The sequence below is a fragment of the Streptomyces sp. NPDC059917 genome (assembly GCF_042730635.1).
In the GTDB taxonomy this organism is placed as follows: domain Bacteria; phylum Actinomycetota; class Actinomycetes; order Streptomycetales; family Streptomycetaceae; genus Streptomyces.
The window spans coordinates 26,860-43,031 of the sequence record NZ_JBHWLC010000047.1 but is presented as its reverse complement, the minus strand read 5'-3'; the positions used below and the strand labels follow the sequence as shown (position 1 = coordinate 43,031).

The window sequence follows — 16,172 nt, the reverse complement described above, 5'->3', positions numbered from 1 at the left end:
GGCCAGCAGCGGATGATCGGCCAGCGGCTCCGACACCGTCCACGCCCCGACCCCCACCCGGTCCGCGTGCGCCGCCGCGAGCCCCAGGTCGTGCAGCACGACCACCACCGCGTCCCCGGCCGCCGCCTCACCCGTCGGACGCCGATGCCGACGGGTCCGGCACCACCGACCAGCTGACCGCCGAGACCGACGGATCGAGCGAGAGGTTGCTGACCGCTTCCTCCAGCGCCCGGCCCCCGGCCCCCTCGGCGGTCAGCAGCGCCGACACCGTCACGAGCCCGTCCTTCGGGCCGTCCTGGCTGCGGATCGAGCGCAGTTGGTAGCCGGGCCGACCGAGCGCGTCGACCAGCCGGTGGCGGATGTGGGCCTCCTCCGCCTCCAGGCACACCGCCTCGAAGTGGAAGTCGGTGGCCACCTCGGCCCCGCCCCGCGGTTCGCGGTCCAGCCGCCGGCCCAGCGGGCGCAGCAGGAGGTTGGCCCCCACCACGCCCGCCGTGCCGAAGGCGGCGAGGACGAACATCCCGGTGCCGGCGAGGCAGCCCACGGCCGCCGAACACCACAGCGTGGCCGCGGTGTTCAGACCTCGAACGCTCAGCCCGTCGCGCATGATCACGCCGGCGCCGAGGAAGCCGATCCCGGACACGATCTGCGCCGCCACCCGCGAGCCGTCGTACTGGACCTCGGACACCTCGCTCATGAAGCCGTACTGCGAGAGCAGGACGAAGAGCGCGGCCCCGCCCGCGACCAGCGCGTTCGTCCGCAGTCCGGCCATCCGGGCCCGCCACTGCCGTTCCAGGCCGATCGCCGCCCCGAAGCCGAGCGCGGCGGCCAGGTGCCCGGCCATCTGCCATTCGGTGAGCTGCATCGGCCCGCCCCTTCCTCTGTGCGGCCGGTCAGAGCCAGGTGTTGAACTTCTTGATGTACACGGTCTTCAACAGCTGCGTGAGGGTGCAGTACGCGAGCAGTACGCCGATCAGCCACGGGAAGTAGCTCGCGGGCAGCGCCACCAGACCCAGCGACCCGGCCAGCGGCGAGAAGGGCAGGAAGAGCCCGACCAGCACCGCGAGGACGGTCATCACCATGACCGGCCAGGACGCCCGCGACTGGATGAAGGGGATCTTGCGGGTACGGATCATGTGGACGATCAGGGTCTGCGAGAGCAGCCCCTCGACGAACCAGCCGGACTGGAAGAGCGCCTGGTGCGCCTCGCTGTTGGCCGCGAAGACGTTCCACATGATCACGAACATCGCGATGTCGAAGATCGAGCTGATCGGGCCGATGCAGAGCATGAAGCGGCCGATGCCCTTGGCGTCCCAGTTGCGGGGCTTGCGCAGGTACTCCTCGTCCATCCGGTCCCACGGGGTGGCCAGCTGCGCGATGTCGTAGACCAGGTTCTGCGTCAGCAGCATGATCGCGAGCATCGGCTGGAAGGGGATGAACGCGCTCGCCACCAGCACCGAGAAGACGTTGCCGAAGTTCGAGCTGGCCGTCATCTTGATGTACTTGATCGTGTTGCCGAAGGTGGTCCGGCCCTGGATCACGCCCTGCTCCAGGACCGTCAGGTCCTTCTCCAGCAGGATGATGTCCGCCGACTCCTTCGCGATGTCGACGGCGGTGTCCACCGAGATGCCGACGTCCGCGTCGCGCAGGGCCGCCGCGTCGTTGATGCCGTCCCCGAGGAAGCCGACCGTGTGCCCCTCGGCCTGCAGGGCCCGCACGATCCGGGCCTTCTGGACCGGGTTGACCTTGGCGAAGACCGTCGTACGGGCGGCCAGCTCGCGCAGCGCCGCCTCGTCCAGGGCGTCGAGCTCGACGCCCGTGACCACGTGGCCCACGTCGATGCCGACGTCGGCGCAGACCCGCGCCGCGACCAGCTCGTTGTCACCGGTGACCACCTTGACCGTGATGCCCTTGTCGGCCAGGCCCTGCAGGGCCCGGGCCGCGTCGGCCTTCGGCGGGTCGAGGAAGGCGAGGAAGCCGACCAGGGTCAGCTGGTCCTCGTCGGCGACGGCGTAGGTGTCGCGCGGGGTGGCGATCGTGCGGGTGGCGACGGCCAGGACGCGCAGGCCCTCGCGGTTGTTGTCCTCGGCGATGCGGGCGACGTGCCGGCGCAGCTGCTCGGTCAGTTCGACCCGCTGCCCGCGGTCCGTCATGTGGGTGCACAGGGCGAGGACCTCCTCCACCGCACCCTTGGTGATCATGACGTGCTCGGACCGGCCGACCGATCCGACCAGGGTGTTGCGGTTGAGGACCACGGACATCCGGCGTCGGGCGAAGTCGAAGGGGATCTCGTCGACCATCGAGAACCGAGCATCGACGACAACCTCCTCGGCCTCGTTGACGCGGTCGATGACCGCCTGGTCCATGAGGTTGCGCAGGCCCGTCTGGAAGTGCGCGTTGAGGTATCCGTACTCCAGGACCTCGTTGTCCGGGGCGCCGTGCACGTCGAGGTAGCGGTCCAGGACGATGCGGTCCTCGGTGAGGGTGCCGGTCTTGTCCGTGCAGAGCACGTCCATCGCGCCCAGGTTCTGGATCGCGTTGAGCCGCTTGACGACCACCTTGTGCCGGGACATGGCGACCGCGCCGCGCGCCAGGTTGGCCGAGACCACCATCGGCAGCATCTCGGGGGTGAGGCCGACCGCCACGGCGATGCCGAAGAGGAAGGCTTCGTTCCAGTCGCCCTTGGTGAAGCCGTTGATCATGAAGACGACGGGGACCATCACCAGCATGAAGCGGATCAGCAGGAAGCTGACCTTGCGCACGCCGGTGTCGAAGTTGGTCTGCGGGCGCTCGCCGACCAGGGACCCGGCCATCGAGCCGAAGTAGGTGTCGGCGCCGGTGGCGACGACGACCGCGGTGGCGGTGCCCGAGGTGACGGACGTACCCATCAGGCAGAGGTTGTCGGCCTCGACCGGGTCGGTGGTCTCGAACTGTCCGAGGTCATCGGCGCGGGTGTCGGCCTTGGCGACGGGCAACGACTCGCCGGACAGGGCGGCCTGGCCGACCATCAGGTCCTTGGAGGTGATCAGGCGCAGGTCGGCGGGGATCAGGTCGCCGGCGGCCAGCTTGACGATGTCACCGGGGACCACCTGGTCCATCGGCACTTCGAAGGTGGTCGGCCCGGAGCCGCTGCCCGCCCGGCGCTGCACCGCGCAGGTGGTGGTGACGAGCTTCTTGAGCGCGTCGGCGGCCCGGCCCGAGCGGAACTCCTGCCAGAAGCGCAGCAGTCCGCTGACCCCGATCATCACCGAGAGGATGACGACGCCCGGGTCCGCGGGGTCCTGCCAGTACATGACGGCGGCCAGGAAGACGAGGACCGCGATGAAGGGGTTGGCGAAGGCCTTGGCGAGCTGCACCCACCAGCGCGGGGCGCGCTCGTGGGCGACGACGTTGGCGCCGTCGCGCTCCAGGCGCAGTGCCGCCTCGGCGTGGGTGAGGCCGTTGCGGGTGGCGGACAGGTCCTGCAGGACCTGCGGTCCGGGTCGGGCGCTGAGCCCGGAGAGCCGCTCGCCGACGGCCCGGGTACGGGCCTCCAGCTCGGCGGACTTGCGTTCGCGGCGGGCCCGGCCCGGCGGTGCGAGCTTCGTGGGGGTACGAGGGGTGAGCATGGTCATGACGAATACCTCCCTCCACGGAGTCCGGGCAGCGCGGAGCCGCACGGTCACGTGGAGTGGTCATGGGTCGGCGCGGGGTGGCACGGGGCCGGGAAGAGCGCCGACGGGCATGGGGACGCACGCCGGGCACGGAGGTCCGGGCGTACGGAGGGCATGAGGAAGTGCACGGAGATCCGCGGACACACCCGCGGGCCGTGCGCACTCAGGAAGGGAAGGGTCGGCCGGTCGGGGACCGATCAGGAAATGATCAGGAACCGATCAGGCGACGAGAGCGCAGCAAGGACTTCGATCGGGACTCATCCCGAACACCTCCTTGCGTAGCGCGGTCACAGACGGGCGCCCGGTCCGGCCGGAAAGGCCGCAGAGGATCGGCGCCTCAGCGACCGTAACACGGGTCGGGGGGATGTTTCTCTCGTACTTATGACCGGTAGTGGCCGATTCGTGCTGCGTCGGCCTCTTGACGTCTGGATGCGCAAAGGCTCGACTTAGGGTTCATAAGTTGGAGACGCCGGGGTCTCGTGACCGCGACCTCGGCCGGGGGGCGACGGCAGGCCGTCGCTAATGGCAGGAGTGGATGAGTCGTGAAGACTCCGGGATCGCAGTCATCGCTGCACCGCGCGAACCTCGAACGGGTCGTGCGGGCGGTCCGGCTCGCCGGTTCGTTGACCCAGGCGGAGATCGCCCGGACCACCGGACTGTCGGCGGCCACGGTCTCCAACATCGTCCGTGAGCTCAAGGAGGGCGGGACCGTCGAGGTCACTCCGACCTCGGCCGGGGGCCGGCGCGCCCGCAGCGTCTCGCTCAGCGGGGACGCGGGCATCGTGATCGGCGTCGACTTCGGGCACACGCACCTGCGCGTGGCGGTCGGCAACCTCGCCCACCAGGTGCTGGCCGAGGAGGCCGAGCCGCTGGACGTCGACGCCTCCTGGGTGGACGGCTTCGACCGGGCGGAAGCCCTGGTCGGCCGCCTGATCGACAGCATCGAGGTGAGCCGGGACAAGGTCATCGGCGTCGGCCTCGGCGTCCCCGGCCCGATCGACGGGGAGTCCGGGAACCTGGGCTCGACCTCGATCCTCCCGGGCTGGGCCGGGATCAACCCGCGCCAGGAACTGTCGCAGCGGCTCGGCGTGCCGGTGTACGTCGACAACGACGCGAACCTCGGCGCCCTGGGCGAGCTGGTGTGGGGCAGCGGCCGCGGGGTCAAGGACCTGGCGTACATCAAGGTCGCCAGCGGCGTCGGCGCCGGTCTGGTGATCAACGGGCAGATCTACCGGGGGCCGGGGGGCACCGCGGGCGAGATCGGGCACATCACGCTGGACGAGTCGGGTCCGGTCTGCCGCTGCGGCAACCGGGGCTGCCTGGAGACCTTCGCGGCGGCCCGCTACGTGCTGCCGCTCCTGCAGAGCAGCCACGGGCCCGAACTCACCATGGAGCGCGTGGTCGAGCTGGCGCGGGGCGGTGATCCGGGCTGCCGCCGCGTGATCACCGACGTGGGCCGGCACGTGGGCAGCGGCGTGGCCAGCCTCTGCAATCTCTTGAACCCGAGCCGGGTGGTGCTGGGCGGTTCGCTGGCGGACGCGGGCGAGCTCGTCCTGGCCCCCATCCGCGAGTCCGTGGGCCGGTACGCGATCCCGAGTGCGGCCCGTCAGTTGTCGGTCCTCACGGGGTCGTTGGGCGGGCGGGCCGAGGTGCTGGGCGCGTTGGCGCTCGTACTGAGCGAGATGGGCGATTCGACCCTGCTTGGCGGGTTTCAAGAGCCGGTGCTGCTGCATTCAGTTAGATAACGGATGGCACCGTTGTCATCTCGTTAAGGATTCACTCCTTGACGGCAATCTTGCGGCCGGGGTTGACTCACATCCACCTCGGCCGCAACGCTGCGGCCTCGTCAGGGAGGTTCAAGAAATGAACACGCGTATGCGCAGAACCGCCGTAGCCGTCGCCGCGGGCGCCATGGCCGTCTCGCTCGCCGCTTGCGGTAGCGCGAAGGAGTCCGGCGACAAGGCGGACACCAATGTCGTCAAGGGCAACGCGATCAAGGTCGGTCTGCTCCTGCCGGAGAACCAGACCGCGCGCTACGAGAAGTTCGACAAGCCGCTCATCGAGAAGCAGGTCGCCGATCTCACCGGCGGCAAGGGCGAAGTGGTCTACGCCAACGCGAAGCAGGACGCGACCACGCAGAACTCGCAGGTCGACACGATGATCACCAACAAGGTGAACGTCCTGATCATCGACGCGGTGGACTCCAAGGCCATCGCCGGCGCGGTCAAGCGGGCCAAGGACGCGGGCATCCCCGTCGTCGCCTACGACCGCCTCGCCGAGGGCCCGATCGACGCCTACACCTCCTTCGACAACGAAGAGGTCGGCAAGGTCCAGGGCAAGGCGCTCCTCGAAGCGCTGGGCGACAAGGCCAAGGACGGCCAGATCGTCATGATGAACGGCTCCGTCACGGACCCGAACGCCGCGCTGTTCAAGAAGGGCGCCCACTCCGTCCTCGACGGCAAGGTGAACATCGGCAAGGAGTACGACACCGTCGAGTGGAAGCCGGAGAACGCCAACACCAACATGGCGGCCGCGCTCACCGCGCTCGGCAAGGACAAGGTCACCGGCGTCTACTCCGCCAACGACGGCATGGCCGGCGGCATCATCACCGCCCTCAAGGCGGCCGGCCTGACGACCCTGCCCCCGGTCACCGGTCAGGACGCCGAACTCGCCGGTGTGCAGCGGATCGTGGCGGGCGAGCAGTTCATGAGCGTCTACAAGCCGTACGCCCCCGAGGCCGAGGCCGCCGCGAAGATGGCCGTCGCCCTCGCGAAGAAGGAGCGGATCGAGGTCGTCGCCACGTCCAAGGTCGACAGCCCCACCACCAAGGGCGTCCCGTCCGTGCTGATCCCGGTCGTCTCGCTGACCAAGGCGAACATCAAGGACACCGTCATCCGGGACAACGTCTACACGGCCGACGAGATCTGCACCGACAAGTACAAGGACGCCTGCGCCACCCTCGGCCTGAAGTAAGGCCCCGCCGCGGCCGGCGGGCCGATCGCCCGCCCCCGCCCGGCCCCCACGCCTGTCCGGCGCCCCGCCTCCATCCCGCCACCGGCGGGGCGCCGGATGGAATCCCCCGGGGAAGCTCCCCGCGGTGGCTCCGCGCGGTGACCCCGCGCATGAACTCCCTGCGGAAACCCTGCGCGGAAACGTTTTTTCTCTACCCTTGTTCATACCCCCTGTGGTCCTGCTCTTTTGCACGACATCCCCGCCGGTCAGGCGGCGAAGGAGATGGTTCATGTGTCCGCTGCGCCCGTGCTGGCGTTGCGAGGGGTCTCGAAGAGGTTCGGCGCCGTCCAGGCCCTGACCGACGTAGAACTCGAGATCCACTCAGGTGAGGTGGTCGCCCTCGTGGGCGACAACGGAGCCGGTAAGTCCACGCTGGTCAAGACGATCGCCGGCGTACACCCCATCGATGACGGCGTCATCGAGTGGGAGGGGCGCCCGGTGTCGATCACCAAGCCCCACGACGCCCAGAACCTGGGCATCGCGACGGTCTACCAGGACCTCGCGCTGTGCGACAACATCGATGTCGTCGGCAACCTCTTCCTCGGGCGCGAGCTCAAGCGGCGCGGGGTCCTCGACGAGGTGGAGATGGAGCGGCGCGCCCGCGAGCTGCTCACCACCCTGTCCATCCGGATCCCCAGCGTCCGCATCCCCATCGCCTCGCTCTCCGGCGGCCAGCGCCAGACCGTGGCGATCGCCCGCTCCATGCTGGGCGAGCCCCAGCTCGTCATCCTCGACGAGCCCACCGCCGCCCTCGGCGTCGAGCAGACCGCACAGGTGCTCGACCTCGTGGAGCGGCTGCGCGAGCGCGGCCACGCGGTCATCCTCATCAGCCACAACATGGCCGACGTGAAGGCCGTGGCCGACAAGGTGGCCGTACTGCGCCTCGGTCGCAACAACGGCGTCTTCTCCGTGAAGGACACGTCGCAGGAAGAGATCATCTCCGCCATCACCGGGGCCACGGACAACGCCGTGACCCGCCGGGCGGCCCGCACCGGGGAGGCCCGCAAGTGAGCACCCAGAATCCCCCCGCCGGTCCGCTCGGCAAGGGCCCCGCCCACGCCAAGCCGTCGGGCCCCGCCCCGGCCGCCGCGGACGCCATCCCGGCCGTCGACCCCCGCCTCCTCGTGCGCGAGCAGGGGCTGGCCGGGTACCTGAACGAGTTCGGTCGCAAGCTCAAGGCCGGTGACCTGGGCTCCGTCCCCGTCGTCCTCGGTCTGATCATCATCTGGAGCATCTTCCAGAGCCTGAACTCGAACTTCCTCGGCCCCGAGAACCTCACCAACATCGCGATCACGATGACGGCCACCGGCATGATGGCGGTCGGCATCATCTTCGTCCTGCTGCTCGGCGAGATCGACCTCTCGGTCGGCTCGGTCAGCGGCGTATCGGGCGCGATCGTCGCCGTCCTCGCCGTCACCCACGGCGTCAACGAATGGCTGGCCGTCCTCGCGGCGATCGCCGGCGGCGCGCTGATCGGCTCCCTCCACGGCTTCTTCTTCGCCAAGATCGGCGCCCCGGCCTTCGCCGTCACCCTTTCGGGGCTGCTCTTCTGGTCCGGCGCGATGCTCCAGATCCTCGGCAGCAACGGCACGGTCAACATCGACTCCGAGGGCGTGGTCGGCAAGCTGACCACGTACTTCTTCTCGGACGTGGCCGTCGGCTACGGGCTCGCCGCCCTCGCCACCGCGGCGTACTTCCTCGCCTCGTTCTCCGACGCGCGGCGCCGTGCGTCGGCGGGCGTCCCCTCGCGGCCGCTGGGCGAGATCCTGCTGCGCACCGGTCTCCTCGCGGTGTTCACCTTCGGTCCCGCCGTCGTGTTCAACCAGTACAAGGGCATGCCGCTCGCGGTGCTGCTCTTCCTGCTGGCCCTGGTCGGCACGGACTTCCTGCTGCGGCGCACCACCTTCGGCCGCCAGGTCTTCGCCCTCGGCGGCAGCGTCGAGGCCTCCCGGCGCGCGGGCATCAACGTGAACCGGGTCCGCATCACCGTCTTCGCCATCGCGGGGACGTTCGCGGCGATCGGCGGCCTGTTCTGGGCCTCCAAGATCGCGGCGGCGAACCAGAGCGCCGGCGCGGGCGACCTGCTGATGAACGTCATCGCGGCGGCCGTCATCGGCGGCACCAGCCTCTTCGGCGGTCGCGGCCGGACCTGGAACGCCCTCCTGGGTGTCATGGTCATCACATCGATCCAGTACGGTCTGGCCCTGGAGGGGATCGCCACCCCGATCCAGTACATGATCACCGGTGCGGTGCTGCTGGCCACCGTGGTGATCGACTCCGTCACCCGCAAGACGCAGAAGACGGCGGGCCGCGCCTAGTCGCACCCGATCCGGAGCGGGATCCGGCCCTGGTCGGAGCCCGTCCGGCCCGCTCACGGCCCCGGCGCGCCCGGGCCTCACCCGTCCGGTCGTACGCCGTCCACAGTGCCCGACGCCACCCCGTGTGGCGCCGGGCACCTGTGCGTACATCCACTCGTACGTGGCGTGTGAGGCCCTACAGATGTGTACAGATATGACAAAGGCGTGACGGCACGGAGACAGCCCGGCGACCGGCGCCGCGAGCGGAACATTAGACTCGACAGACCAGCAAGCAACTGCAAGGAGGCACGGGTGCTGCTGACCCGCATCAAGGGACCGCGCGATCTGGACCGGCTCAGCCAGGAGGAGCTCGACCAGCTCGCCGCGGAGATCAGGTCCTTCCTCGTCGACGCCGTCTCCAAGACCGGCGGGCACCTCGGCCCCAACCTCGGTGTGGTCGAGCTGACCATCGCCCTGCACCGGGTCTTCGACTCGCCGAAGGACAAGGTCCTCTTCGACACCGGCCACCAGGCCTACGTCCACAAGCTGCTCACCGGCCGCCAGGACTTCGGGAACCTGCGCTCCAAGGGCGGCCTCTCCGGCTACCCCTCGCGCGCCGAGTCCGACCACGACGTGATCGAGAACTCGCACGCCTCCACGGTCCTGGGCTGGGCCGACGGCCTCGCGAAGGCCAATGAGGTGCTCGGCCGCGAGGACCACCACGTCGCGGCCGTCATCGGCGACGGCGCCCTCACCGGCGGCATGGCCTGGGAGGCGCTGAACAACATCGCCGCCGCCAAGGACCGCCCGCTGGTGATCGTCGTCAACGACAACGAGCGCTCCTACGGGCCCACCATCGGCGGACTCGCGAACCACCTGGCCACCCTGCGCACCACGGACGGCTACGAGCGCTTCCTGGCCCGCGGCAAGGACCTCCTGGAGCGCACCCCCGTCGTCGGGAAGCCGCTCTACGAGACCCTGCACGGCGCCAAGAAGGGCCTCAAGGACTTCATCGCCCCGCAGGGCATGTTCGAGGACCTGGGCCTGAAGTACATCGGGCCCATCAACGGCCACGACATCGAGGCCCTGGAGTCCGCCCTGCAGCGCGCCAAGCGCTTCAGCGGCCCGGTCATCGTGCACTGCCTGACCCAGAAGGGCCGCGGCTACACGCACGCCGAGCAGGACGAGGCCGACCGCTTCCACGGCATCGGCCCGATCCACCCGGACACCGGCCTGCCGGTGAGCACCGACGCCGCCAGCTGGACCTCCGTCTTCGCCGACGAGATGGTCAAGCTGGGCAAGGAGCGGCGGGACATCGTCGCGATCACCGCGGCCATGCTCCAGCCCGTGGGCCTCAAGCGCTTCGCGGACGCCTACCCGGACCGGATCTTCGACGTCGGCATCGCCGAGCAGCACGGCGCCACCTCGGCGGCGGGCCTGGCGACCGGCGGCGCCCACCCGGTCTTCGCGGTCTACGCGACCTTCCTCAACCGCGCCTTCGACCAGGTCCTGATGGACGTCGCCCTGCACAAGTGCGGGGTCACCTTCGTCCTGGACCGGGCCGGGGTCACCGGTACGGACGGCGCCTCCCACAACGGCATGTGGGACATGTCGATCATGCAGGTGGTGCCGGGGCTGCGGCTGGCCGCCCCGCGCGACGCCGAGCAGCTGCGCGCACAGCTCCGCGAGGCCGTCGAGGTGAAGGACGCCCCGACCGTCGTGCGCTACTCCAAGGGCGTCGTCGGCCCGGCCGTCCCGGCCGTCGGGCAGATCGGCGGCATGGACGTGCTGCGCGCTCCGGCCCCCGAGGTCACCCGACCGGACGTACTGATCGTCTCGGTCGGCGCGCTCGCCCCGATGTGCCTGGAGATCGCGGACCTGCTGGACAAGCAGGGCATCTCCTCGACCGTCGTGGACCCGCGCTGGGTCAAGCCGGTGGACGAGGCCCTGGCCCCGCTCGCCGACGGCCACCGGGTGGTCGTCACCGTCGAGGACAACGGGCGCACCGGCGGCGTCGGCGCGGCCGTCTCGCAGGCCCTGCGGGACGCGGGGGTCGACGTACCGCTGCGCGACTTCGGCATCCCGCAGCGCTTCCTGGACCACGCCTCCCGCAAGGAGGTCATGGCCGAGATCGGGCTGACCGCTCCGGACATCGCGCGGCAGGTCACCGGCCTGGTCGCCAAGCTGGACGGCCGCTACGACAACGAGCCGGCCGCCACGGTCGACTAGTCGGGGCGCGGCGGTCGCCGCCCCTGATCATCTGCGGTTGCACGTCACGGGCCGGGAGGTTCACCCTTGAAGGGTGGGCCTCCCGGCCCGTCCCGTTCCGGTGGTACCCGTGCAGTGGCGACGTGGTCGCTCCTGGGAGGTGCGTCGGTGAGTACGAATCTGAACAGCCCCTTCCGTACCAAGTCCGTCGAGCAGTCGATCCGCGACACCGAGGAGCCGGAACACGCGCTGCGGAAGTCCCTCTCGGCCTGGGACCTGACCGTCTTCGGCGTCGGCGTCATCATCGGCACCGGCATCTTCGTCCTCACCGGCAAGGTGGCCAAGGAGACCGCCGGCCCCGCCACCGCCCTCGCGTTCGTCGCGGCGGGCGTCGTGTGCGCGCTGGCGGCCCTGTGCTACGCCGAGTTCGCCTCGACCGTGCCGGTGGCGGGATCCGCGTACACCTTCTCCTACGCCTCGATCGGAGAGCTGCCCGCCTGGATCATCGGCTGGGACCTGGTGCTGGAGTTCGCGCTCGGCACCGCCGTCGTCGCGGTCGGCTGGTCGGGCTACGTCCGCTCGCTGATGGACAACGCGGGCATCCACCTGCCGGCCTCGCTCCAGGGGCCCGACGTGGCGGGCGGCACCTTCGACCTGCTCGCCTTCGTCCTGGTGCTGGTCCTGACCGCGATCCTCGTCGTCGGCGTGAAGCTCTCGGCGCGCATCACGGGCGTGGTGGTCGCGATCAAGGTCACCGTGGTGCTCATCGTGATCATCGCGGGCCTGTTCTTCATCACGAAGTCCAACTACCACCCGTTCATCCCGCCCGCCGAGCCCCAGAAGGGCGGCTCCGGGCTGGACGCCCCGCTGGTCCAGCTGATCTTCGGCTACGAGCCCACCAACTTCGGCGTCATGGGCATCTTCACCGCGGCCTCCGTCGTCTTCTTCGCCTTCATCGGCTTCGACGTGGTGGCCACCGCCGCCGAGGAGACCAAGCTGCCGCAGAAGGACATGCCGCGCGGCATCCTCGGTTCGCTGGTCATCTGCACCGTGCTCTACGTGGCGGTGTCGATCGTGGTGACCGGCATGCAGAACTACAAGGACCTCTCCACCAGCGCCCCGCTCGCCGACGCCTTCAAATCGGCCGGGCATCCGGTCTACGGCGGCATCATCAGCTTCGGCGCGGCCGTGGGCCTGACCACCGTGTGCATGATCCTGTTGCTGGGGCAGACCCGGGTGTTCTTCGCGATGAGCCGCGACGGACTGCTGCCGCGCTTCTTCTCCCGGACCCACCCGAAGTACCGCACGCCGTACCGGCCGACGATCCTGCTCGGCGTGATCATCGCGATCGTCGCCGGTTTCACCAGCATCAACGAACTGGCCACGCTGGTGAACATCGGCACGCTCTTCGCCTTCGTGGTCGTGGCGCTCGGCGTGATGGTCCTGCGCCGCACCCGCCCCGACCTGCACCGGGCCTTCCGCACCCCGTGGGTGCCGCTGGTGCCCGTCCTGTCGATCGCGGCGTCGGTCTGGCTGATGCTCAACCTGCCGGCCGAGACCTGGCTGCGCTTCGGGATCTGGATGGTGATCGGCTTCTTCGTCTACTTCCTGTACGGCAAGCAGCACAGCCGGCTGGGGCGGGGCGAGGGCATGACGGCCGACGCGGTGCACGAGGACCGCTGAGCCGCGAGGCGGCGGGGGTCCCCGCCCGCCGGCGGCTCAGCCGCCGGTGGCCGGGGACTTCTTCGCGTCGGCCGGGATCTTGCGGTCGTTGCGCAGGGCCTCCCACAGGGTGGAGGCCTGCGGCTCGGCGACGATCACGCGGTTGCGGTCGATCTTGTCGTAGTCGACCGGCAGCATGATGGTCTCCATGGTGCTCGGGTCGACGCCCTTCATGCTCTGCGCGAAGTCCGCGAGGGCCGTGAGCGAACCGAGGCCGGAGTCGGTGGTGAGCGACTTGGTCCCGGCGTCCGCGAGCTTGTAGAGCCGGGCCGGGTTGCCGAGGGCGTCCTGGTTCTTGATCTCGGACAGCAGCGCCATCATGAACTGCTGCTGGAGACCTATCCGTCCGAGGTCGCTGCCGTCGCCGTAGCCGTAACGGGTACGGACGAACTTCAGCGAGTCGGTGCCGTTCAGGCGGTGCGTGCCGGCGTCGAGCTTGAGCCCGCCCTTGGCCCCGGACATGGGCTTGTCCAGCGTCACGGTGACCCCGCCGAGGGCGTCCACCAGGCCCTTGAACCCGGCGAAGTCCACCTCCACGAAGTGGTCCACGCGGATCCCGGACATCTCCTCCACGGTCTTGACCACGCAGGCCGGACCGGCGACGGAGTAGACGGAGTTGAACATGACCCGCTTCGCGGGGGCCAGCGTCCTGCCCTCGCCGTCCTTGCACTCGGGCCGGGTGATCAGGGTGTCGCGGGGGATGCTCACCGCGGTGGCCTTCGCCCGGCCCTCGGGTATGTGCACGAGCATCGCGGTGTCCGAGCGGGCCCCGCTGACGTCGCCGTGGTCGAGGTCGCCGTTGGCCCCGGCGCGCGAGTCGGAGCCGAGCACGAGGACGTTCTGGGCGCCGGGAACGACCTTCGCGGGCCGGTTGTCACCGATGGCCCGGTCCAGGTCGACGCTGTCGATGTTGCCGTTGAGGTGGCTGTAGGCCCACCACCCCGCGCCCGCGCCGAGCAGGATCACCGCCGCGAGCGCCACCAGCGCGATCCGCAGGACCCGGCGGCCGCGCGAGCGGGTCGGGCGGGCGGGGGCGGCGTCGGAGCCGGTGGAGTCGCCGGAGCCGCCCGCAGCGTCCGGCGACGCGTCCGACGTGCTGTCTGCTGACGCGGCGTTGGTCTTCATCTGCCCCGGTCCTCCGCTCGATTGTTCGATCGCGCACTATAGACCACCGGGGTCCCGCGCCCACCCCGCCCGTCGGCCGGCCGTTCCCGCGCGTGTTCGAGCGGCGGGGAGTGTGTGCGAGGATCACGGGCGCGAAGGAACGGCGGGAGCGACGGGTGGGGGCGGGCGTCACGTGAAGAGCGGACGATCGTCACCGCGCGGACGCCGCGGACCGGCGACCGGCGCCCCGGCGCCGCAGGACCCCTCCCACACGCTCCACTTGGTGGCCCACCCGGCCGACGCGCTCGCCGTCACGGGCACCGCGCTCGTGCGCGCCCTGGGCCAGCCCGCGCACGCCGTGACGGTCGTCTGCCTGGTCCCCGGGCCCGCGCAGGCCCGCGACCACCTCCTCCAGGTGATCGGCCGCGGCGGCCGCTGGGAGCCGGACAGCGAACCGCTCGGGTCCGCCGGGCTGTTGCGCCTCTTCCGGCTGGGCACCCGGCCCGGCACCACGGTCTGCTTCGTCGAGCCGCCGGAGCCGTCCGCCCCGCACGCCCCGCTGGCCGACCTGGCCGCCGCGCTGCTGCGCCGGTTCGCGCCGGGCGTGGTGTGCACCCTGGACCCGGATCCCGAACACCTCGAGTGGAGCGAGGCGCAGGGCGCGTCCTACGCCGACCACCCCGACCACGCGGCGGTGGCCCGCGCGGCCCTGGAAGCGGTCCGCGCGCTGCGCGCGGAGCGTCCCGGCGCCGCGACCGTCGCCGTCGAGTGCTTCCGGGCCGCGGCCTCCTGCGTCCGGGCCGCCCCCACCGCCGTGGTCCGCTACCCCGGGCCGCGGATCGCCCTCGGCCGCGGCCCGGACGGGCGGCTGACCGCGCACGCCGCGCTCGGCGGGGCCGTGGTGCGCTGGACCGAGCGGACCGTCGGCGGACCCGAGTGGGTGCGCGAGGTCCTCGACACCCCGCCCCTGCTGCCGGTGCTCTGCGTGGCCCGCAGCGCGCAGGGCTGGGCCCATCTCTTCTCGCTGCGGCCGGTCCCCGACGGCCCGGACGGCCCCGGCGTCGAGGTGATGCACGCCGTGCAGTACCAGACGGGGCGCCCGGTGGGCGGCTGGCGCTCGCTCGGCAATCCGAACGGCGCGGCCACCGGCAAGGGCCGCGCGGCCGGGGTGCCCTGCGCGGTGGTCGACGCCGAGGGCTGCGTCCACGTGTACCTCCGCAACTTCGGGCGCGGGGTGAGCGCCCGCTCGCAGCGCGAGGACGGTTCCTGGACGCCCTGGCGGGACCTGCAGGGCTCCGAGGTCCAGGACGGGCTGGCCGCCGCGCTCGACGCGGCGGGGCGGCCCGTGCTGTTCGCCCCGTCCCGGGACGGGGTGCTGCGGTGGCGCCACGACGCGGCGGCCGGCGACCTGCGCCGGGCCGGGCCGCCGCTGCCGCTGCTCGCGCCGCCGGGCACCGCGCTGAGCGCGCTCGCCACCGGGCCGGGCCGGATCACCCTGTACGGCTGCGACGGGCGGGACGGGGCGACGTACGCCCTGCGCGACGGCGCCGCGCCGACCTCGCTGGGCGGCGCCGGAGCGGCCGGGCCCGGCGCGGCGGAGGGCGCCCGCGTGCTGCGGGCGGACATCGACTCCTACGACTGCACCGTGCTCCTGCGCCGGACGCCCGAGGGAGCCGTCGGCGTCGGCGCCTACCCGACCGAGCAGGAACGGGCGGGCCTGTGGTGGGAGCCGTTGGGCGCGCCCGGCCCGCGCGAACCGGCGGCCGCGGTCGACGGCTTCGGCCGCCTCACGATCCTCTCCCTGGGCGCGGACGGCCGGTTGTCGGTGACGCGCCAGGACCCGACCGTGGCGGGGCTGGCCTTCGGCGGGTGGACGGTGGTCTAGTGCCGTGGCCGGAAAGGTTTGCCGGGTCGCGGTGTCCGGTGCGGTGCATCGCAAGGCGGAGGACCGCGGCTCGTACTGGACGTACTTGCGTGGGCCGACAACGCGGCGAGGTGCCGTGCCGGGCGCCGCGACACGGTGAACCTTTCCGGTCACGGCACTAGAGCCCCTTACCCCGTACGGGGGGTGCCGGGCAAATCGACAAATTGATTTACAATTCCCGTATCTTGCGACGATCGGACCGGGAACTCGGCAGCGTGGGAGACCGGTTGTGAAAGGCGCGGAGAGGTTCAA

General features: G+C 71.0%; 10 protein-coding genes. 7 read left to right on the top strand and 3 right to left on the bottom strand.

The window, feature by feature from the left end:
• Positions 1–127: 127 nt before the first annotated feature.
• Positions 128–865, bottom strand: coding sequence for an MgtC/SapB family protein (locus ACFWAR_RS25245; RefSeq protein ID WP_385781221.1), 738 nt, complete (start codon positions 863–865; stop codon positions 128–130).
• Between the two features lie 28 nt (positions 866–893).
• A complete protein-coding gene (gene mgtA / locus ACFWAR_RS25240; RefSeq protein WP_385781218.1) occupies positions 894–3,614 on the bottom strand; it encodes a magnesium-translocating P-type ATPase in 2,721 nt (906 codons plus the stop codon).
• 581 nt (positions 3,615–4,195) lie between these two features.
• Between mgtA and ACFWAR_RS25235 the strand changes: the two genes are divergently transcribed.
• From ACFWAR_RS25235 to ACFWAR_RS25210, 6 genes are all read left to right on the top strand, one after another.
• Positions 4,196–5,398: an ROK family transcriptional regulator gene (locus ACFWAR_RS25235; protein WP_385781215.1), complete on the top strand. Its 1,203-nt coding sequence runs from the start codon at positions 4,196–4,198 to the stop codon at positions 5,396–5,398.
• A 118-nt stretch (positions 5,399–5,516) separates the two neighbouring features.
• On the top strand, positions 5,517–6,626 hold the full coding sequence (locus ACFWAR_RS25230) for a substrate-binding domain-containing protein (RefSeq protein ID WP_354379164.1): 1,110 nt from the start codon (positions 5,517–5,519) through the stop codon (positions 6,624–6,626).
• Positions 6,627–6,887: 261 nt separating this feature from the next.
• Positions 6,888–7,676: an ATP-binding cassette domain-containing protein gene (locus tag ACFWAR_RS25225; RefSeq protein ID WP_330333251.1), complete on the top strand. Its 789-nt coding sequence runs from the start codon at positions 6,888–6,890 to the stop codon at positions 7,674–7,676.
• 86 nt (positions 7,677–7,762) lie between these two features.
• Positions 7,763–8,983, top strand: coding sequence for a sugar ABC transporter permease (locus ACFWAR_RS25220; protein WP_385781283.1), 1,221 nt, complete (start codon positions 7,763–7,765; stop codon positions 8,981–8,983).
• Between the two features lie 291 nt (positions 8,984–9,274).
• On the top strand, positions 9,275–11,191 hold the full coding sequence (dxs, locus tag ACFWAR_RS25215; RefSeq protein ID WP_385781210.1) for a 1-deoxy-D-xylulose-5-phosphate synthase: 1,917 nt from the start codon (positions 9,275–9,277) through the stop codon (positions 11,189–11,191).
• Positions 11,192–11,338: 147 nt separating this feature from the next.
• Positions 11,339–12,853, top strand: a complete 1,515-nt coding sequence (locus ACFWAR_RS25210) for an amino acid permease (protein WP_385781208.1) — start codon at positions 11,339–11,341, stop codon at positions 12,851–12,853.
• 36 nt (positions 12,854–12,889) lie between these two features.
• Here the strand turns inward: ACFWAR_RS25210 and ACFWAR_RS25205 are convergent, their stop codons facing one another.
• Positions 12,890–14,017 (bottom strand): LCP family protein, encoded by a 1,128-nt coding sequence (locus tag ACFWAR_RS25205; protein ID WP_385781206.1) that lies wholly within the window; start codon positions 14,015–14,017, stop codon positions 12,890–12,892.
• 262 nt (positions 14,018–14,279) lie between these two features.
• Here ACFWAR_RS25205 and ACFWAR_RS25200 point away from each other — a divergent pair, with 262 nt between their 5' ends.
• Entirely contained in the window at positions 14,280–15,881 is a 1,602-nt protein-coding gene (locus tag ACFWAR_RS25200; protein WP_385781202.1) for a hypothetical protein, read from the top strand.
• Positions 15,882–16,172 lie beyond the last annotated feature (291 nt).

Excerpts from the sequence above, each read along its gene's own strand:
- ACFWAR_RS25225 (WP_330333251.1), top strand. The coding sequence starts at position 6,888 with ATGGTTCATGTGTCCGCTGCGCCCGTGCTGGCGTTGCGAGGGGTCTCG.
- mgtA (WP_385781218.1), bottom strand. The coding sequence starts at position 3,614 with ATGACCATGCTCACCCCTCGTACCCCCACGAAGCTCGCACCGCCGGGC.
- ACFWAR_RS25245 (WP_385781221.1), bottom strand. The coding sequence starts at position 865 with ATGCAGCTCACCGAATGGCAGATGGCCGGGCACCTGGCCGCCGCGCTC.
- ACFWAR_RS25230 (WP_354379164.1), top strand. The coding sequence starts at position 5,517 with ATGAACACGCGTATGCGCAGAACCGCCGTAGCCGTCGCCGCGGGCGCC.
- ACFWAR_RS25205 (WP_385781206.1), bottom strand. The coding sequence starts at position 14,017 with ATGAAGACCAACGCCGCGTCAGCAGACAGCACGTCGGACGCGTCGCCG.